Annotated in this window: 19 protein-coding genes; 13 read left to right on the forward strand and 6 right to left on the reverse strand. The window is 64.9% G+C overall.

The genetic code is table 11. From position 1 onward, the window contains the following. The first annotated feature begins 65 nt into the window (after positions 1-65). The 8 genes from ABHF91_RS17115 (at position 66) to arsJ (ending at position 6,925) form a co-directional block, all read left to right on the forward strand. On the forward strand, positions 66-941 hold the full coding sequence (locus ABHF91_RS17115; protein ID WP_409421433.1) for a DMT family transporter: 876 nt from the start codon (positions 66-68) through the stop codon (positions 939-941). A 77-nt stretch (positions 942-1,018) separates the two neighbouring features. Beyond that, on the forward strand, positions 1,019-1,819 hold the full coding sequence (locus tag ABHF91_RS17120) for a metalloregulator ArsR/SmtB family transcription factor (RefSeq protein WP_409421434.1): 801 nt from the start codon (positions 1,019-1,021) through the stop codon (positions 1,817-1,819). Next, complete coding sequence (arsB, locus tag ABHF91_RS17125) at positions 1,816-2,859, forward strand: ACR3 family arsenite efflux transporter (protein ID WP_409421435.1); 1,044 nt, start codon at positions 1,816-1,818, stop codon at positions 2,857-2,859. The genes ABHF91_RS17120 and arsB overlap by 4 nt, the downstream gene beginning before the upstream one ends. A 1-nt stretch (position 2,860) precedes the next feature. Next, complete coding sequence (locus tag ABHF91_RS17130; RefSeq protein ID WP_409421436.1) at positions 2,861-3,358, forward strand: tyrosine-protein phosphatase; 498 nt, start codon at positions 2,861-2,863, stop codon at positions 3,356-3,358. Between the two features lie 15 nt (positions 3,359-3,373). Next, positions 3,374-4,354, forward strand: coding sequence for a permease (locus ABHF91_RS17135; RefSeq protein WP_409421437.1), 981 nt, complete (start codon positions 3,374-3,376; stop codon positions 4,352-4,354). Positions 4,355-4,372: 18 nt separating this feature from the next. Further along, positions 4,373-4,606 carry a thioredoxin family protein gene (locus ABHF91_RS17140; RefSeq protein WP_409421438.1) on the forward strand — a complete coding sequence of 78 codons (234 nt, stop codon included), beginning with the start codon at positions 4,373-4,375 and terminating at the stop codon, positions 4,604-4,606. A gap of 73 nt (positions 4,607-4,679) precedes the next feature. Then, positions 4,680-5,684, forward strand: a complete 1,005-nt coding sequence (locus ABHF91_RS17145; protein WP_409421439.1) for an ArsJ-associated glyceraldehyde-3-phosphate dehydrogenase — start codon at positions 4,680-4,682, stop codon at positions 5,682-5,684. After that, complete coding sequence (gene arsJ, locus ABHF91_RS17150; RefSeq protein WP_409421440.1) at positions 5,681-6,925, forward strand: organoarsenical effux MFS transporter ArsJ; 1,245 nt, start codon at positions 5,681-5,683, stop codon at positions 6,923-6,925. The genes ABHF91_RS17145 and arsJ overlap by 4 nt, the downstream gene beginning before the upstream one ends. On the opposite strand, the gene ABHF91_RS17155 is transcribed toward arsJ, so the two are convergent. From ABHF91_RS17155 to ABHF91_RS17170, 4 genes are read right to left on the reverse strand one after another with little or no spacing between them, the layout of a single operon-like run. Further along, entirely contained in the window at positions 6,890-7,543 is a 654-nt protein-coding gene (locus ABHF91_RS17155) for a hypothetical protein (RefSeq protein WP_409421441.1), read from the reverse strand. The two genes, arsJ and ABHF91_RS17155, sit on opposite strands and share 36 nt — an antisense overlap. Further along, positions 7,540-8,763, reverse strand: coding sequence for a flagellar assembly protein T N-terminal domain-containing protein (locus ABHF91_RS17160; RefSeq protein WP_409421442.1), 1,224 nt, complete (start codon positions 8,761-8,763; stop codon positions 7,540-7,542). The genes ABHF91_RS17155 and ABHF91_RS17160 overlap by 4 nt, the downstream gene beginning before the upstream one ends. A gap of 4 nt (positions 8,764-8,767) precedes the next feature. Beyond that, entirely contained in the window at positions 8,768-9,196 is a 429-nt protein-coding gene (locus tag ABHF91_RS17165; RefSeq protein WP_409421443.1) for a hypothetical protein, read from the reverse strand. After that, positions 9,184-9,951, reverse strand: a complete 768-nt coding sequence (locus ABHF91_RS17170) for a flagellar basal body L-ring protein FlgH (protein WP_409421444.1) — start codon at positions 9,949-9,951, stop codon at positions 9,184-9,186. The genes ABHF91_RS17165 and ABHF91_RS17170 overlap by 13 nt, the downstream gene beginning before the upstream one ends. A gap of 324 nt (positions 9,952-10,275) precedes the next feature. Here ABHF91_RS17170 and ABHF91_RS17175 point away from each other — a divergent pair, with 324 nt between their 5' ends. Together ABHF91_RS17175 and ABHF91_RS17180 are read left to right on the forward strand one after the other, a co-directional pair. Further along, positions 10,276-10,851 (forward strand): hypothetical protein, encoded by a 576-nt coding sequence (locus tag ABHF91_RS17175; protein ID WP_409421445.1) that lies wholly within the window; start codon positions 10,276-10,278, stop codon positions 10,849-10,851. After that, the gene (locus ABHF91_RS17180) at positions 10,848-11,381 is read left to right on the forward strand and encodes a winged helix-turn-helix domain-containing protein (protein ID WP_409421446.1); all 534 of its coding nucleotides are present in this window, start codon (positions 10,848-10,850) and stop codon (positions 11,379-11,381) included. Before ABHF91_RS17175 ends, ABHF91_RS17180 begins: the two co-directional genes overlap by 4 nt. Positions 11,382-11,384: 3 nt before the next feature. Here ABHF91_RS17180 and ABHF91_RS17185 read toward each other — a convergent pair whose 3' ends face one another. After that, positions 11,385-12,044 (reverse strand): OmpA family lipoprotein, encoded by a 660-nt coding sequence (locus tag ABHF91_RS17185; protein ID WP_409421447.1) that lies wholly within the window; start codon positions 12,042-12,044, stop codon positions 11,385-11,387. 196 nt (positions 12,045-12,240) lie between these two features. On the opposite strand from ABHF91_RS17185, the gene ABHF91_RS17190 reads away from it, so the two are divergent. Genes ABHF91_RS17190 through ABHF91_RS17200 form a run of 3 tightly spaced genes read left to right on the forward strand, consistent with a single transcriptional unit; the run spans position 12,241 to position 15,724 of the window. After that, entirely contained in the window at positions 12,241-13,509 is a 1,269-nt protein-coding gene (locus ABHF91_RS17190) for a PqiA/YebS family transporter subunit (protein WP_409421448.1), read from the forward strand. Next, positions 13,506-15,158, forward strand: coding sequence for an intermembrane transport protein PqiB (gene pqiB / locus ABHF91_RS17195; protein WP_409421449.1), 1,653 nt, complete (start codon positions 13,506-13,508; stop codon positions 15,156-15,158). The genes ABHF91_RS17190 and pqiB overlap by 4 nt, the downstream gene beginning before the upstream one ends. Further along, positions 15,155-15,724 carry a membrane integrity-associated transporter subunit PqiC gene (locus tag ABHF91_RS17200; protein ID WP_409421450.1) on the forward strand — a complete coding sequence of 190 codons (570 nt, stop codon included), beginning with the start codon at positions 15,155-15,157 and terminating at the stop codon, positions 15,722-15,724. Before pqiB ends, ABHF91_RS17200 begins: the two co-directional genes overlap by 4 nt. Here the strand turns inward: ABHF91_RS17200 and ABHF91_RS17205 are convergent. After that, the gene (locus ABHF91_RS17205) at positions 15,721-16,755 is read right to left on the reverse strand and encodes a diguanylate cyclase domain-containing protein (protein ID WP_409421451.1); all 1,035 of its coding nucleotides are present in this window, start codon (positions 16,753-16,755) and stop codon (positions 15,721-15,723) included. The genes ABHF91_RS17200 and ABHF91_RS17205 overlap by 4 nt on opposite strands. Positions 16,756-16,872 lie beyond the last annotated feature (117 nt).

The following is a 16,872-nucleotide window of genomic DNA, read 5'->3' on the forward strand; positions in this document are numbered from 1 at the left end:
GCTGGGTCTGGCTAAAAAACTGGCTATAATGGCGGTCCTTGCCTCATTGTCGTCTAAGAGTCGTCATGCCAGCCAATCTGATGTTGTTGTCCGCCGCCGCCATCTGGGGCTTCGGTTTCGTCGCCCAGCGTCTGGGGATGAACTTCCTGGAACCCTTTGCCTTCAATGGCCTGCGCTTCCTGCTGGGCAGCCTTTCCCTGCTGCCGCTCATCTGGTTCTTCGCCCGTCGCGGCAAGGTCCAGGTGGCACAAGGCCCCTTGCTCAAGGCCGGGATCGTCGCCGGCAGCATGCTGTTTATCGCCGCCACCTTGCAGCAGGTGGGCCTGCAATACACCACGGCGGCCAAGGCCGGCTTCATCACTGGGCTCTATCTCATTCTGGTGCCCATCTTCGGCCTGCTGCTCAGGCACACCACCGGCATCACCACCTGGATCGGCGCCGTGCTGGCGGTGGTGGGGCTCTACCTGCTGAGCATCAACGATGACTTCAGCATGTCGTTTGGCGATCTGCTGCAGTTTATCGGCGCCCTGTTCTGGGCCATGCACATTCTGGTGATCGACCATTACAGCGGCAAGGTCAACGCCCTGCGTCTGGCGGCCAGCCAGTTCCTGTTCTGCGGCCTGCTGAGTATGGGGGTCTCGTTTGTGATCGAGACGCCGACCCTGGCGGGCATCCAGGGGGGTTGGCTGCCGCTGCTGTACGCTGGGCTGGTGAGCGTGGGGGTGGCCTATACCCTGCAGGTGGTGGGGCAGCAGAAGGCCAACCCGGCCCATGCCGCCATACTGCTCAGCCTGGAGGCGGTGTTTGCCGCCATCGGCGGGGTCTGGCTGCTGGACGAGAGCCTGTCCCTGCGGGCCTGGATCGGCTGCGGCCTGATGCTGGGGGGCATGCTGCTCTCCCAGGTGCGCTGGCCTAGTCCTGAGGCGGCACAGCCCGCCTGAGCAAGATGACCAGTTTCGACTGGTCATTTTTTTGTCTTATATATATGCTAATTCGTATATATAAATTTGGAGGTGTCATGAGTCAATCCCGTGTGCTGTTCCTCTGTACCGCCAACTCGGCCCGTTCCATCCTGGCCGAGGCACTGCTGCGTCAGCTGGCCGGCGACCGTTTTGCGGTGTACAGCGCCGGCAGCCGGCCGGAGTCGGTGGATCCCCGGGCCCTGGTTGTGCTGCGCCAGGCTGGCATTCCCGCCGAGGGGCTCATGAGCAAGGGGCTGGATGCGGTGTCCGATCAGCGGTTTGATTTCGTCATCTCCCTGTGTGACAAGGCGAGCCAGGAGTGCCAGCAGATCCCCCACAAGGGGCGGGTGCTGCACTGGAACCTGCCGGATCCCAAGGCCGAGGCCGGCGAGGCGCCCTTTGCCGACTGCCTGCAGGCCATCCGCAGCCGCATCGAGCTGTTCCTGCAGGTGGTGGGGGACGATCCCCTGCCCAGCAGCCGGGAGCTGGCCCCCGCCGAGCTGTTTCGCGCCCTGGCGGATGAGACCCGGCTGCGCCTGATGCTGCTGTTGTTGCAGGAGGGGGAGCTGTGCGTCTGCGAGCTGACCGAGGCGCTGGACGATCTGCAGCCCAAGATCTCCCGCCACCTCAAGCAGCTGCGCCATGCCGGCCTGGTGCAGGATCGGCGCCAGGGGCAGTGGATCTTCTATCGGCTGGACGACAGCCTGCCCAGCTGGGCCGACAGTGTCTTGCGCCTGGCGGCCCAGGCGCTGCCCGGCCCCCAGCATGGCGATCTCCGCCGGCTGGCCGCCATGCAGAACCGCCCCTCCCGGGACGGAGTCTGCGGTCTGGCTAACCTGAGCAAGGAGTCGGCATGAGCAGTCCATTGGGGGTGTTTGAACGGGGCCTGAGCCTCTGGGTGGCCCTGGCCATGGGAGCCGGCGTGCTGCTGGGCAGCTATTTGCCTGATCTGTTTGCCGGGGTGGCGGCCCTGGAGTGGGCCCACGTCAACCTGGTGGTGGCCCTGCTCATCTGGCTGATGATCTATCCCATGATGGTGCAGATCGAATTCTCCGCCATCAAAGCGGTGGGGCGGCGGCCCAAGGGGCTGCTGCTGACCCTGGTGGTGAACTGGCTGATCAAGCCCTTCACCATGGCCCTGCTGGGCTGGCTGTTCTTCCGCTACCTGTTCGCCCCCTGGGTGGATGCCCAGAGTGCCGAACAGTACATCGCCGGCATGATCTTGCTGGGGGGGGCCCCCTGTACCGCCATGGTGTTTGTCTGGAGCCAGCTCACCCGTGGCGATCCCAACTACACCCTGGTACAGGTGGCCATCAACGACCTCATCATGGTGGTGGCCTTTGCCCCCATCGCCGGCCTGCTGCTGGGGGTGACGGATCTGCAGGTGCCCTGGCAGACCCTGTTGCTGTCCACCCTGCTGTATGTGGTGCTGCCCCTGGTGGCAGGGATCCTGACCCGCCGCCATCTGCTGGTCCGGGGCGGGACGGTGGCGGTGGCCCACTGGGTGGCGCGGCTCAAGCCTTGGTCCATGGTCGGGCTGCTGGCGACCGTGGTGCTGCTGTTTGGCTTCCAGGCCGGGGTCATACTGGACAATCCCCTGGCCATAGCCCTGATCGCCGTGCCCCTGATCATCCAGTCCTACGGCATCTTCGCCCTGGCCTACGGCGCCGCCCGCTGGCTGCGGCTGCCCCATCCCATAGCCGCACCGGCCTGCCTCATCGGCACCTCCAACTTCTTCGAACTGGCGGTGGCGGTGGCCATCTCCTTGTTCGGTCTGCATTCGGGGGCCGCGCTGGCCACCGTGGTCGGGGTGCTGGTGGAGGTGCCGGTCATGCTCTCCCTGGTGGCTCTGGCCAATCGCACCCGTCACTGGTTTCCCCCACAACAGGAATCTTGATATGTCGTCCTCCTCCCATCCCTTGTTTGAACTGCCGTTGACCCAGGGTGGCGCCCTGGGGCTGATGCCCTGTCCGGGCACCCTGTCGTTGTCACTGGCCGAGGCGCTGCAGCAGGTCAAGGACTGGGGCGCCGAGGCGGTGCTGACCCTGATGGAGCCCGATGAGCTGGTGCTGCACGGGGTCGGGGAGCTGGGCCATCAGGTGCAGGCCCTGGGGCTGACTTGGTTCCACTTGCCCATCGAGGACGACCATGCTCCCGAGGCGGCCTTTGATTCGGCCTGGGCGACCCAGGGGCAGGCCATCGTTGATTTGTTGCAGCGGGGCGGCAAGCTGGCGCTGCACTGCCGGGGCGGCAGCGGCCGTACCGGTCTCATCGCCGCCCGTCTGCTGCTGGCCCTGGGTTGGCCCGAGGCCGAGGCGGTGGCGGCGGTCAAGGCGCTGCGGCCCAAGGCCCTGAGCCTGCCGGTGCATTGCCAGTGGTTGGCACAACAATCCTAATTATCAGAGGCGATCATGAATCCCTTATTGCTGTTTACCTGGTTGGCGGATTGGCTGGTCTACGGCGGCCTGGGGCTGGACCCCGCCAGCCGGCTGGGCCAGGCGCTGCATTTCTTCGTCGAGGATGTCAGCAAGATACTGGTGCTGCTGCTGGTGATGATTTACGTCATCGCCTGGCTGCGGGCCGGGCTGGACGTGGAGCGGGTGCGGGATGCCCTGGCGCGGCGCCATCGTCTGCTGGGTTACGGCCTGGCCAGCCTGTTCGGCGCCATCACGCCGTTTTGCTCCTGCTCCAGCATCCCGCTGTTCCTCGGCTTCACCTATGCCCGCATCCCGGTGGGGGTGACCATGGCCTTCCTCATCACCTCGCCGCTGATCAACGAGGTGGCGGTGGTGCTGCTGTGGGGCCTCATCGGCTGGCAGCTGACCCTGACCTATGTGGTGGTGGGTCTGCTGGCCGGCATGCTGGGGGGCGCCATGATGGATCTGATCGGCGCGCAGCGCTGGCTGCAGCCCCTGGTGCAGGAGGTGCTGGCCGCACCGGTGGCGGCCCAGGCGGAGCGGGGTGCCATCCGACTCAGCTGGCGGGAGCGCCACGGCTTTGCCAAGCAGGAGACCCTCAGCATCTTCCTGCGGGTCTGGCCCTGGGTGCTGCTGGGGGTAGCCCTGGGGGCCGGGTTGCACGGCTACCTGCCGGCGGATTTCTTCCACCGTCATCTGGGCGGTGGCCAGTGGTGGTCGGTGCCCGCCGCCGTGGCCCTGGGGTCGGGCCTGTATGCCAACGCCACCGGGGTGATCCCGGTGATGGAGAGCCTGCTGGCCAAGGGATTGCCCTTGGGCACCACCCTGGCGCTGTGTATGAGCACGGTGGCGGTGAGCATTCCGGAATTCGTGATGTTGAAACAGGTCATGCAGTGGCGTCTGCTGGCCTGGTTGCTGGCCTACATACTGGTGGCCTTCACCCTGGTGGGCTGGCTGTTGAACGCCGTGGGTTAAATCCAACAAGGAGAAGATATGAAACAGTTCAAAGTCTATGGCTCGGGTTGCAGCAACTGCGTGAAGACCGCCGAGCTCATCGCCCAGGCGGCCGCCGAGCAGGGCGAGGAGATTGCCCTGGAGAAGGTCACCGACATGAAGAGCATCGCCCTGGCCGGGGTGATGAAGACCCCGGGGGTGGGGCTGGATGGTCGCATCATCCACTTCGGTTCCGTGCCGACGCCGGAGCTGGTGCGCAGCTGGTTTGCCTGAGGGCGGGTCTCAAGCGGCCTGGCGACAGACCGCTTGGGAATCGTTGCTTCGGGACACATCAAGGAGAACCCCCATGCCCCTCAATATCGGCATCAACGGCTTCGGCCGTATCGGTCGTCTGGCCCTGCGGGTCGCCTTCGACTGGCCGGAATTTCGCTTTGTCCGGATCAATGATCCGGCGGGCGATGCCGCCACCCTGGCTCATCTGCTCAACTTCGACTCGGTGCAGGGGCGTTGGCAGCATGAGGCCCGGGCCGAGGGAGATACGCTGCTCATTGGCCAGCAGGCCATTCAGGTCAGCCGCAACAAGGCTATCGGCGAGACCGACTGGTCTGGCTGTGATCTGGTGCTGGAGTGTTCCGGGGTGATGCGGGATCCCGCTCTGCTGCAGGCCTACCTGGAGCAGGGGGTGAAGCGGGTGGTGGTGAGCGCCCCGGTGAAGGGGGACGACATCCTCAACCTGGTGATGGGGGTGAACCAGGATCGCTTCGAGCCGGCGCGCCACCGCATCGTCACCGCCGCCTCCTGTACCACCAATTGCCTGGCCCCCGTGGTCAAGGTGATCCACGAGGGGTTGGGCATCCGCCACGGCTCCATGACCACCATCCACGATCTCACCAACACCCAGACCATACTGGACGCCCCCCACCAGGATCTGCGCCGGGCGCGGGCCTGCGGCATGAGCCTGATCCCCACCAGCACCGGCTCGGCCACCGCCATCACCGCCATCTTCCCCGAGCTGACCGGCCGCCTCAACGGCCATGCGGTGCGGGTGCCGCTGGCCAATGCGTCCCTCACCGACTGCGTGTTCGAGGTGGCGCGGCCCACCACGGTGGCGGAGGTCAACGGCCTGTTGCAGGCGGCGGCTGAGGGGCCCCTGGCTGGCATATTGGGCTACGAGACCCGGCCCCTGGTCTCCATCGATTACAAGGGGGATCCCCGCTCCAGCGTGGTGGATGCCCTCTCCACCCTGGTGATTGGCGGCACCCAGGTGAAGATCTACGCCTGGTACGACAACGAGTGGGGCTACGCCAACCGCACCGTGGAGCTGGCCCGCTTGGTGGGCCTGGCGTCATGAGTATGCTGGCCAGGCTGCGGGCCGGCTGGGGCGGGCTCAGCCTGGGGGTGCGCCAGTACCTGCTGATCACCGCCAACTACTGGGCCTTCACCCTCACCGACGGCGCCCTGCGCATGCTGGTGGTGCTCTACTTCTATCAGCTGGGTTACTCGGCTCTGGCCATCGCCAGCCTGTTTCTGTTCTACGAGCTGTTCGGCGTGGTGACCAATCTCTTCGGCGGCTGGCTGGGGGCGCGGCTGGGACTTAACCGCACCATGCAGCTGGGCTTGGGGCTGCAACTGCTGGCCTTGGGCATGCTGACCCTGCCGGATGCCTGGCTGACGGTGCCCTGGGTGATGGCCGCCCAGGCCCTGTCGGGCATCGCCAAGGATCTCAACAAGATGAGCGCCAAGAGCGCCATCAAGACGTTGGTGCCGGCGGACGCGCAGGGGGCCCTCTACCGCTGGGTGGCCCTGCTCACCGGCTCGAAGAACGCCATGAAGGGGCTGGGCTTCTTTCTGGGGGGCGCCCTGCTGGCGCTGTGGGGCTTTCAGGGGGCCATGTGGATCATGCTGGCCGGCCTGCTGGCGGTGGGGCTCATCAGCCTGCTGACCCTGAAGCAGGAGCTGGGCAAGGCCAAGACCAAGCCCAAGTTCAAGGATCTGCTCTCCAAGAGCCCGGCCATCAATGTGCTGTCGGCGGCGCGCTTGCTGCTGTTCGGCGCCAGGGACGTCTGGTTCGTGGTGGCCCTGCCGCTGTTCTTGAGCGGTCAGCTGGGCTGGAGCGTCTGGCAGGTGGGGGGCGTGATGGCCCTGTGGGTCATGGGTTACGGCCTGGTGCAGGCCCTGGCGCCCCGGGTGACGGGCAAGCGTAGCGGCCGCTTGCCGGATGGCGCTCAGGCCCTGGGCTGGGGGCTGGCCCTGACCCTGGTCAGCCTGCTGATCCCCCTGGGGCTGGCCGCCGGGTTGCCGGCGGCCGCCTGGGTACTGCTGGGGCTGGCGGCTTTCGGCGCCCTGTTCGCGGTGAACTCCTCCCTGCACAGCTACCTCATCGTCAGCTATGCCAAGGCGGACGGCGTATCCCTGGACGTGGGCTTCTACTACATGGCCAACGCCCTGGGTCGCCTGCTGGGCACATTGCTCTCCGGCTGGCTGTTCGGCCTGGGGGGCCTGCCCCTGTGCCTGTGGGTGACCACAGGCCTGTTGCTGGGGGCCAGCCTGTTCTGTCTAGGACTGCCCAGAGCTCGAACTGTCGTCGCCTGAGAGGAAGTCGTGCACCTTGGTCTTCACCACATCCAGGGTGCTCTGACCGGTGGCCTCGTTGACCCCCACATCCAGCACGCCGGTGGCCAGGCCGTAGATGGCCCCCGCGCCGGTGAGCGTGCTCAGCAGGGTGTCGCCGGCGACCTTGGGCATATAGCCGATCTCGTCCCCGGTCATCTCCTGGTAGTAGTCGCTCACCAAAGGGATGTGCTGCAGCGGGTTCACCACATCGATGGCATCCAGCCAGGAGGCCTCCTTGTCGACGAACAGGTTGTCGTCGATGCTGTCCACCGTCTCGGCAATTTTCTGTTCGCCTGTCTTGCTGGCTTCCTGTTGCTCCGCCACGTTGTCCAGGAAGCTGGACAGGCTGGTGGGCATCCAGCTATCCAGGCCGAACTGGGTCACCACGTTGCTCAGCTCCAACGGATCGTCGTCTTCGCTCAGGGTCTTATCCACCGGCTTGGCTTCCAGCAGGCTGTTCATCTGATCCTGCAGCAGATCGGAGAAGTCACCGTCGGTGGCCGTGCTGCTGGTCTGGCTCTGATCCTGGGTGCTGGTGGTGCTATTGGTCAAAGGGGTGGTTTTGACTGTGGATGCCACCGGGTGAAATCCGCTCATGGGGCTGACTCCTTGCTGTTATCCAGTTGAACCAGATCCTGATCCTGCAGGTTGCCCGGCAGGAAGCCCTGGCGGGTGGTCAGCAGGCTGTGGTCGGGATAGACCTCCTGGGCCACCAGCTGGGTGCTGGATCTGGGGTGGGAGAGATAGAGGTGGCCATCGGCGCCCCGCAGGCGGCGGGTCTGCTGGATGCTGAAGGCATCCCCCACCTTGATGCCCTGCCGGCTGCCGATGTTGACCATCACATCCTGGCCGTCCACCCGCACTATGAAGGCGCGGGGTTGGACGCATTTGAGATCGTTGCTGATATCCTGCAGCCCTTCTCGCAGTTGGCGCTGGATCTCCAGGCCATAGGCGGACTCCCAGAATTCGGAGCTGGTTACCGACACGGCCTCGGTCTGGCCGAAGGGCCAGAAGGTGCGGAAGTCGTAGTGGCGGATGGAGATAGGCTGGCCGGTGAGGCCGTCCATCAGGCGCAGGGTGAGTTCAAACTGGCGCACCAGGTCGTCACTGGTGAGCAGGTTTTCTTCCTTGCTGGTGGAGATGTCGGTGATCTCGCCATCCAGCAGATACTGGCTGTTGGTGCGGTAGGCCAGGGAGGTGAGTTCCTGCTGATCATCCGTATCTATGCCATCGAAGCCGATGGGCAGGGGTTCGGTCTGCAGACCGCGGACGATGAAATCCCCCTGGGCTGCCTGGGCCAGGCGATAGAGGCGATCGGTCACCGCCTCGGACAGGTTGTACAGCTGGCCCAGGGAAGCCTGGGACGGATCCCGCAACACCAGGCGGGCCAGGGTCAGGCTCTTGCTGTAAAAGGGCTGGCGCGGGCAGACGGGGGCGCCGGGCCAGATGTTGACCTTGAGGGTCACGTCGAGGCGGTCATCCCGGCTGATCTCCTCGATCAGCTCCAGCTGGCTGAGGGCCGGCGGCAACTGGCCGATCAGGGTCATCTTGTCGTTGAGGAAGCGGAACTTGGAGCCGGCCTGGAACTTGAGGGTGTCCGGGGTGACTTGATCCATCACCGACAGGGAGTAGCCGCTCTTGGCCACGGCATCGTGGATGGCGGCCCGGGCGGCAAAGTAGCGGGCCATCTCCAGGTTGTCATCGACTATGGGTGCCGAGCCGGTGCCGGAATACCAGGTGGCCTGGGCGGGACGACTCAAGGCAAACAGGCCGAGCAGTACCAGCAGCCAAATCACGGGAAACAAATACTTCTGCATGGCGTTATTCCCACCACCGGGTTGGATTGAGGGGGACTGGCATGGCGGCCAGTCGATTGAAATCTGCCTTGTTCAATTTGAGCTCCGTAATAAAGAGGTTACCGTCCTGCTCCTGGCGGACGATTTGCGCCCCCACTATGGTGCCGCGGCTGTGGCCTTGCCAGTATTGAGCCGGCTGGGGGGTGAGGGACACCCCGTACAGCTGCTCCGCCAACAGGCGGTAGGCCTGCAATCGGCTGGCGTTCATGGCCTGCAGACGACGCTCGCCGTCGCTGGGCCCGGGCTGGTTATCCAGGTAGGCATAACCCACGGCGGTGAGATCCGGGGTCGTCGTCTCCGGCTTGGCCTTGCTGGGGCTCTGGCAGGCGGCCAGCCCCAGCACGACGAACAGCAAGCAGGCGACGCGGCCGGGGAGAATAGTTAAAACGGCCATATGGTGGGATCTGATATCTTTTTAACCAACCAGCCCTGTTCCTGAATATTGGCCAGGTCACCGTTGCCACTATATTCCATGCGGGCGTTGGCCAGCTTGGTGGATAAGACGGTGTTGTCGTCTTCAACATCCTTGGCTCGCAGAATCCCGGTCAGGCGAATATATTCCTTGCCGTTGTTGATCAGGATCCATTTATCACCGCGCACCACCAGGTTGCCATTACGCATGACTCTGAGTACCGCCACGCTGATTTCCCCGGTAAAGTTGTTGCTCTGGCTGGCGTCACCGTCACCGCTGAAGTCCTGGTTTTGATTCATGCCCAGCTCGAGTTCTTTACCACCTAACTTGAGGTTGCCACCGGGCACAGTGATGGGATCCAGGTTGAAGGTGTTGGATTTGCTCAGGCTGCTGGATTGCTTCTTGGTGGCGGAGGTGGCTTCCTTGAGCTTGATGGAGATGATGTCGCCCACCCGCAGGCGGGTCTGTTCATCGAAGATGCCGCCCTGGATGCCGTCATTGAACAGGGAGCCGGTGGGTTGGGTATGGGCCGGCTCGGGCTCGGGTTCCAGCATGGCGTAGTAAGGATCGTCCTCGGTGGCGTCATCCATCTTCTTGTTCAGCGGCGTGGCGGGCAGGGGCTCGCGGTTCACCTCTGAGTCCTTGGTGGGGGGGGCGCCGGTCTGAGCGCTGCAGGCGACCAGGCAGCAGAGGGTCAAACTGACGGTGGCTTGGCGAAACAGTAAATAGAAAGACATAATTGAGACCATTTTACCCACAGGAAACTTGACGTGGTGGATATAAAGCAATCCCCCTGCCTAAATGGTCCATAAAACAAGGCCTTGATTAAACCAAAACAATCAACACCTTTACGTAAACTTGCAAATAATTGCCTGTTATAAAATACCCCGCCTTGGCCCCATGATATTTTAGTCAAAATCTTGTCAATCCCGTTCGGCCGGTTCGTCAAATAATTATCCCGTATGTCAAAAACGCTTGATAACCCCTTGTTCGTTTGTCTTGCGCTGATGTTGTTGCTGTGTTGTTCGGTTGTTCTCGGCTTGGTTCTCAGCTGGGAAGCTTTGGCAAGCCGACTGCTGAATCCCTGGTTTTTCAAATATGGTCACCTGCTCAGTCTGGCTGGGTTGCTGGTGGCCGTGACCGGCCTCGGCGCCTGGTGGCTGGCGCGGCAGCGTGCCCGCCTGGCCCTGCCGGTGCCACGGGATCCGGCAGAGCCGTTCAACCTTAGCCGCCTGCTGCAACAATTTGCCGCCCAGCGGCGACGGCAGGCCGCTCTGTTGGGTATCCAGCTGGAGTGCCGGGTGAAGGACGGGCTCTGGGTGCAGGGCGTGCCGGCGGCATTGCAGTCGCAACTGGAGCGACTTTGGCAGCAGGCGCAGCGCCATCCCGGGCGCTATCCCCTCTTGCAACTGGATCTGGTGGCCGATGAGCGCTGGGCCTGGTTGTGCTGGGAGGGGAAGGCCATGCCAGGGCCCTGGCAGCCACTGTTGGCGTTTCCCCGCCTGCATCAGCGGCTGGGGGGCACCTTGGCTCCCCTGCTGGCCGCCGGCTGGCAGGTGAGCATCAAGGCCAAGGAGGGTCGCCGTGCCTGGCGGCTGCGGTTGCCCCTGCTGGGGCGGGAGGAGACGAGTCTATGATCATCCTGCTGGATGGCCCGGAGTCGGGCCATTGGCCGGTCGACTGGCCGGCGCCGCTGAAGGTGGCGGATACCGATAGCCTGTTGCGCTGCTGTCTGGAGCGGCACGTGACCCAGGTGGTGTTGCCCCGTGAGGCCGAGCTGTGCTGGCCCCAGCTGCTGGAGCGGCTGCGTCTGCTGGGGGTGCCCTATCGCTGTGGCACGCCGGCGTCAGAGACGGAGCCGGCCAGCCAAGGACCGGCGCTGATCCTGGACGGCATGCGCATGGCGGTACAGTGGCGCCAATACCGGGTGCGCCTCACCGAGGTGGAGTGGCGGCTGTTTCTGACCCTCTACCAGGCACCGGGCGTCACCTTCAGCCGGGAGGTGTTGAGCGGTGCCCTGTATCGGGATCACCGGGTGGTGGAGCCCAGAACCGTGGACAGCCACGTCAAGCGGCTGCGCAAGAAGCTGCGGGATCTGCAGCTGGCTGGCGAGCTGGTGGAAACCGTTTATGGCCAGGGTTACCGCTATCGGACCCTGGCCAGTTAGGCCTTATTGCGCGGAGAGGGTCAGGGTGACCCGACGGTTCTGCGCCCGACCTTCCACCGTGTCATTGCTAGCCACCGGCTGATCCGGGCCGACCCCGGCCATGCTGATGCGACCCTGGGCCACCCCCTGCAGTATCAGGGCGCTGCCCACGGATTCGGCCCGCTGTTGCGACAGGCGCAGGTTCATCTCGCGCCCCCCCGTGCTGTCGGTGTGACCCACCACGTTGATGCGGGTCTCCTGGTACTCCTTGAGCACCTGGGCCACGCCGGTGAGGGCATTGGCCCCGGCGGGCTTGAGTTGGCTGGAGCTGCTGTCGAAGGTGATGCTGTTGGGCATGTTCAGCAGTATCTGATCCCCCTGACGGGTCACCGAGACGCCGGTGCCCTGCATCTGCTGACGCAGCTTGGCCTCCTGCTGATCCATGTAATAGCCCACACCGCCCCCCACGGCGGCCCCGGCGGCGGCGCCGATCAGGGCGCCCTTGCCTCTGTCGTGCTTGGAGGAGGAGAGTACGCCCACCAAGGCGCCGGCGGCGGCACCGATGGCGGTGCCTGTGCTGGCCTTGGCCGTTTGCTGTTCGCCGCTATAGGGGTTCACTGTGGTACAGCCGGCCAGCCCCAGGCTGGCGATCAACAGGCTACTTACAACTGGGATGCTTCTCATCTGTCGGTCCTGATTGGTGAATGCGCGAAAGCGTCAAATGACACAGATTCCTCCCTGATGGCCTGACGACCTATTCCTACAACCATTCTATCCATGGCGGCCCGCTTGCCAACTGCTGAATTACAAGGGTTTTCTATTGTCTCCACCTGCGTCTCAGGTGATGATACCGACGTGAAAATAACGGCAGAGAGAGCCCATGTGCGCTAGCAGCGCGGCGTCCAGCGAGCATTATCAGGCCTGTCACAGCTGTGACTGGCTGGTGCAGATCCCGACCCTCACCGAAGGGGACGTGGCCTGTTGCCCCCGTTGTGGTCAGCCGGTGGCCAGCCATCCCCGCTTCGCCCAGCAGCGTCCCCTGGTCTACGGCCTGACCAGCCTCATCATGCTGCTGTGCGCCAACCTGCTGCCGTTTCTCGCCGTCTCCACCCAGGGAATGAGTAACAAGATACTGCTCTACCAGGCGGCCTCCACCCTGTTCAGCGAAGACTACGCCAGCCTGGGGATGCTGATTTACCTGGTGATGCAGCTATTGCCCCTGTGCTGCCTGCTGCTGCTGGGCTATGCCCTGTTGCGCCTGCGTTGGCATGGCCCCCTGGGCCTGAGCCGGTGGGCGCTGCGCTGGCTGTTCTGGCTGCAGCCCTGGGGCATGGTGGAGGTGTTCATGCTGGGCACCCTGGTGAGCCTCATCAAGATCGCCGCACTGGCGGAGGTGCAGGTGGGCTCGGGGTTCTGGTGTTACGTGGCCTTCAGCCTGGCCTACCTCAAGAGCTTCATGCACCTGGATCGCAACCGCCTGTGGCAGCAGCTGGTGGGGCCCGTGCCCCTGCAGGTGGAGCCGGTGGCGCCCTGCTCGGCCCGGGAGCTGGATCTGGCCCTGTGCCACCTGTGCCACGCCACCGTGCCGCTGGATCTGGGCCACTGCCCGCGCTGCCATACCCGGCTGCACGCCCGCCAGCCCCAGAGCCTGCAGCGCTGCTTCGCCCTGCTGGTGGCGGCCATCATCCTCTATGTACCGGCCAACCTGCTGCCCATGATGATCACCGAGACCCTGGGCTCGGCCATCAACTCCACCATACTGCAGGGGGTGGTGGTGCTGTGGAAAATGGGCGACTACCCGGTGGCCATGGTGATCTTCTTTGCCAGCATCATGATCCCCATCGCCAAGATACTGGCCCTGCTGTGGCTCTGTTACAGCACCTACCGCGGCAGTCCCCATCACAGGCGCGGCCGCAACCGCCTGTATCACCTCACCGAGTTCGTCGGCCGCTGGTCCATGGTGGACGTGTTCGTGGTGGCGGTGCTGGCGGCGCTGATCCGCATGGGCAAGCTGATGTCCATCTACCCCGGCGATGCGGCGGTGGCCTTTGCCAGCGTGGTGCTGATCACCATGCTCTCCGCCATGGCCTTTGACTCACGGCTGATCTGGGATCCGCCCCCTTCCACCCAAGCGAGGAAACCCGAGTGAAAACCGGATCGTCTTTCGGCAGCCAGGCGCAGCTGCGCGCCATCCGCAACCTGTCACCCATCTGGCTGGTGCCCATCGTCGCCGCCCTGGTGGGCCTGTGGCTGCTGTACGTCTCCCTCACCAATCAGGGCCCCCTGATCACCCTCTACATCAAGGATGCCGACGGCATAGTGGCGGGCAAGACCATGATCAAGGCCCTGAGCGTGGACGTGGGCACGGTGCAGACGGTGAAGATGAGCAAGGATCTGAGCCACGTCATCCTCACCGCCCGCATGGCGGTGGACACCGAGGACATGCTCAAGCAGGACAGCCAGTTCTGGGTGGTGAAGCCCAGGGTGGGTCGCCAGGGCATCTCCGGGCTGGGTACCCTGCTGTCCGGTGCCTACATAGAGCTGTTGCCGGGCAAGGCCGAGAAACGGGAGGACAGCTACAAGGTGCTGGACGAGCCGCCCCTGGCCCGGGCCGATGAGCAGGGCATCAAGGTGATGCTCTACAGCGAGAATAACCGCGGCCTGGTGGCCAGCGATCCCGTCATCTACCGCGGCTTCACCGTGGGGCGGGTGGAGAAGGCCAGCTTCTCCATCGAGCACCGCCGGCTGGAGTACCAGCTGTTTATCCATGCCCCCTACGATGCCCTGGTGACCAGCAATGTGCGCTTCTGGACCAACAACGGTATGCGGGTCAGCGCCTCCTCCGAGGGCATCAGTCTGGAGACCGGCACCCTGGAGAGCCTGCTGCGCGGCGGGGTCACCTTCGATGTGCCGGAGGGCTGGCCCCTGGGGCGTCGGGTGAAGAGCGGTGACGTGTTCAACCTGTATGCCGACGAGGAGAGCAGCCGCACCCAGGAGTTCCAGTATCACCAGGACTATGTGCTCAAGTTCGGCGAGTCCATCCGCGGCTTGAATAGCGGTGCGCCGGTGGAGTTTCTGGGAGTGCGGGTGGGAACCGTGCTGCAGGTGCCCTTCCTACCGGATAACCAGGTGCTGATGGAGCATGCTCCCCGGGAGGTGGCGGCGCTGATCCGGCTGGAGCCGGGGCGCATCAACGGTATCGATTCCGAGGCGGCGCAGCAGCGCATGGTGCAGGTGCTGGGGGACGAGGTGAAGCGCGGTCTGCGGGCCAGCCTGCGCACCGGTAACCTGCTCACCGGTGGCATGGTGGTGGAGCTGGCCTATCACCCGGAACAGCCGCTGACCCAGGCTCCCGGCACCTTCAACGACTATCCGGTGCTGCCCACCGCCAAGGGCGGTCTGTATAACCTGGAGCAGCAGAGCCTGGCGGTGCTGAAGAAGATCAACGACCTGCCGGTTGAGCAGACGCTGACCAAACTGGACGATCTGCTGAGCCAATCCCGGCAGAGCGTGGCGGCCATCGGCCAGCTGAGCCAGACCCTCAACCGGCTGGCGGGCCAGCCGGCCACCCAGCAGATCCCGGCCGAGACCCTCAAGGCCATGCAGCAGCTGCAGCAGACTCTGGCGGGCTTCTCTGCCGAGGCGCCGGCCTACCAGCAGCTCAACCAGACCATAGACAACCTCAATCGCCTGCTCAACGAGCTCAAGCCCGTGGCCCGGACCCTGAGCGAGCAACCCAATGCCCTGATCTTCTCCCCGAATCCGGGGCAGGATCCCCAACCCCGGAGAGCCAAATGATGCGTCGCTGCCTTAGGTTCCTGCTGCCCTGGCTGCTGGTGGGCTGTGCCGCCCAGTCCGGCCCCCAGTATTACGCCCTGACCCTACCCAGCCAGACGGCGGTCAGCAGTCCGGCCCGCCAGGGCCCCCTGTTGCAGGTGCAGCGCCTGACCCTGCCGGACTACCTGGCCCAGGCGGGCATCGCCTACCAGGAGGATGATATCCAGCTGACCCTGGCCAATCAGGCCCGCTGGGCCGAGCCGCTGGATCGTCAGTTGGGCGCCCTGCTGCTGGCGCAACTGGAACAGGATTTGCCCCAGGTCCAGCTGCAGGGACCGGAGGAGAGTGGCGGCGCCTGGCGGCTGAGCCTGGTGGTGGACGCCTTTCAGGGGCGGTTCGACGGTCAGGCGGTGATATCCGGGCGCTGGGTGCTGCAAGGGCCCCAGGGTGAGCGACATTCGGGTCGCTTCAACCGGCTGGAGCCCTTGGGTGAGGATGGCTATCCGGCCCTGGTGCGGGCCCTGCAGAAGGGGTGGTTGCAGCAGGCCCATGAGCTGGCCGGTCAGCTGCAACCGCTATTGCACTAATCCTCCAGGCTGTGGATCCGCTGTACCGGGCTTAACCGGGCGCGGTTGCGGCCCGCCTCGCAGGCCTGCTGCAGGGCCGCCTCGGCGGCATGCAGCAGGGCCGCGGCATCCAGCCTGGCCTCCAGGGTCTGCAGTCCCACCAGCCCCAGGCTGGCGGAGAGCTGGAAGCTCTGCCCCGCCTGATCCACGGTGCCGTACAGGGTCTGCACCAGCTTGTCCCCCACCCCCAGTAGTTCATCCACCCCCAGGCCTGGCAGCAGCACCAGCAGGCGGTCGTGCTGCCAGCGTCCCAGCAGGTCACCGGTGCGCAGGGTGGCCTTGAGCCGGGCGGCGGCGGCCTGCAGCATGCCGCGGGCCTCCTCCACGCTGAGGGACTCGGTGGCGATGGGGTCCAGCTCCACCAGCGCCAATGAGAAGGGCCGCTGCTCCAGCCGGCAGCGGGTGTGGCTGTGGTGCAGCAGGGCCAGTATGCCCTGATGATCCGGCAGGCCGGTGAGGGCATCCTGATCCTGGGGCGGGGTCAGCATCAGGTGGCGCAGGGCCTGGGGATGGGAGCAGGCCAGAAAGCGCAGCAGCAGCTGCCCTTCCAGCAGGCTGGCCAGATCGGTGAGCCCCAGCTTCTGATCGGCGCTCAGGGCGCGACCGGGCTTGAGGCCGACGCACAGCAGGCCGATGCGGTGTCCCTCGGCGTTGCGGAACGGACAGGCCGCCACCAGGCCCAGGCGTGCCATCCAGGGGTGGGCTCTGAGCTCGGGATCCTCGCCGGTCTCGCACAGGTAGAGGCTCTCCTCATCCAGCCGGCGCCGGCACAGGGGCGGGGGCGAGCCGGCGGGCAGATCCTCCCCCACCACCAGCAGATCCGCGTCATCGGCCAACAGGCTGATCCAGGCACTCTCGGCCTGGCACAGGGTCTGGGCGGTTCGGCTGATCTTCTGGTACTCCTCCTGGGGCAGATCCGCCAGGGTCAGGGTCCGCGCCAGGGCGGCCTGGCGTTGCTGGTGGCGTCCCTCCGGGTGCATCGCGTCTGTCATGCCATTCTCCCTATCCGTGCTCGTGCCTAGTAATGGTAGGCAAAGGGTGTACCGCCTGAGGCAAAAAACCTGTGGCTGATATCTCACTACGGCGAAGGATTGGCCCGCGTCGGTGCT

The sequence above is a fragment of the Pseudaeromonas aegiceratis genome (assembly GCF_046254905.1).
GTDB classification, from domain to species: Bacteria; Pseudomonadota; Gammaproteobacteria; order Enterobacterales; family Aeromonadaceae; genus Pseudaeromonas; species Pseudaeromonas aegiceratis.

Excerpts from the sequence above, each read along its gene's own strand:
- ABHF91_RS17170 (WP_409421444.1), bottom strand. The coding sequence starts at position 9,951 with ATGTCTTTCTATTTACTGTTTCGCCAAGCCACCGTCAGTTTGACCCTC.
- ABHF91_RS17155 (WP_409421441.1), bottom strand. The coding sequence starts at position 7,543 with ATGAGCGGATTTCACCCGGTGGCATCCACAGTCAAAACCACCCCTTTG.
- ABHF91_RS17205 (WP_409421451.1), bottom strand. The coding sequence starts at position 16,755 with ATGACAGACGCGATGCACCCGGAGGGACGCCACCAGCAACGCCAGGCC.
- ABHF91_RS17135 (WP_409421437.1), top strand. The coding sequence starts at position 3,374 with ATGAATCCCTTATTGCTGTTTACCTGGTTGGCGGATTGGCTGGTCTAC.
- ABHF91_RS17200 (WP_409421450.1), top strand. The coding sequence starts at position 15,155 with ATGATGCGTCGCTGCCTTAGGTTCCTGCTGCCCTGGCTGCTGGTGGGC.
- ABHF91_RS17180 (WP_409421446.1), top strand. The coding sequence starts at position 10,848 with ATGATCATCCTGCTGGATGGCCCGGAGTCGGGCCATTGGCCGGTCGAC.
- arsJ (WP_409421440.1), top strand. The coding sequence starts at position 5,681 with ATGAGTATGCTGGCCAGGCTGCGGGCCGGCTGGGGCGGGCTCAGCCTG.
- ABHF91_RS17190 (WP_409421448.1), top strand. The coding sequence starts at position 12,241 with ATGTGCGCTAGCAGCGCGGCGTCCAGCGAGCATTATCAGGCCTGTCAC.
- ABHF91_RS17165 (WP_409421443.1), bottom strand. The coding sequence starts at position 9,196 with ATGGCCGTTTTAACTATTCTCCCCGGCCGCGTCGCCTGCTTGCTGTTC.
- ABHF91_RS17140 (WP_409421438.1), top strand. The coding sequence starts at position 4,373 with ATGAAACAGTTCAAAGTCTATGGCTCGGGTTGCAGCAACTGCGTGAAG.
- ABHF91_RS17160 (WP_409421442.1), bottom strand. The coding sequence starts at position 8,763 with ATGCAGAAGTATTTGTTTCCCGTGATTTGGCTGCTGGTACTGCTCGGC.
- arsB (WP_409421435.1), top strand. The coding sequence starts at position 1,816 with ATGAGCAGTCCATTGGGGGTGTTTGAACGGGGCCTGAGCCTCTGGGTG.
- ABHF91_RS17130 (WP_409421436.1), top strand. The coding sequence starts at position 2,861 with ATGTCGTCCTCCTCCCATCCCTTGTTTGAACTGCCGTTGACCCAGGGT.
- ABHF91_RS17120 (WP_409421434.1), top strand. The coding sequence starts at position 1,019 with ATGAGTCAATCCCGTGTGCTGTTCCTCTGTACCGCCAACTCGGCCCGT.
- ABHF91_RS17185 (WP_409421447.1), bottom strand. The coding sequence starts at position 12,044 with ATGAGAAGCATCCCAGTTGTAAGTAGCCTGTTGATCGCCAGCCTGGGG.
- ABHF91_RS17115 (WP_409421433.1), top strand. The coding sequence starts at position 66 with ATGCCAGCCAATCTGATGTTGTTGTCCGCCGCCGCCATCTGGGGCTTC.
- ABHF91_RS17145 (WP_409421439.1), top strand. The coding sequence starts at position 4,680 with ATGCCCCTCAATATCGGCATCAACGGCTTCGGCCGTATCGGTCGTCTG.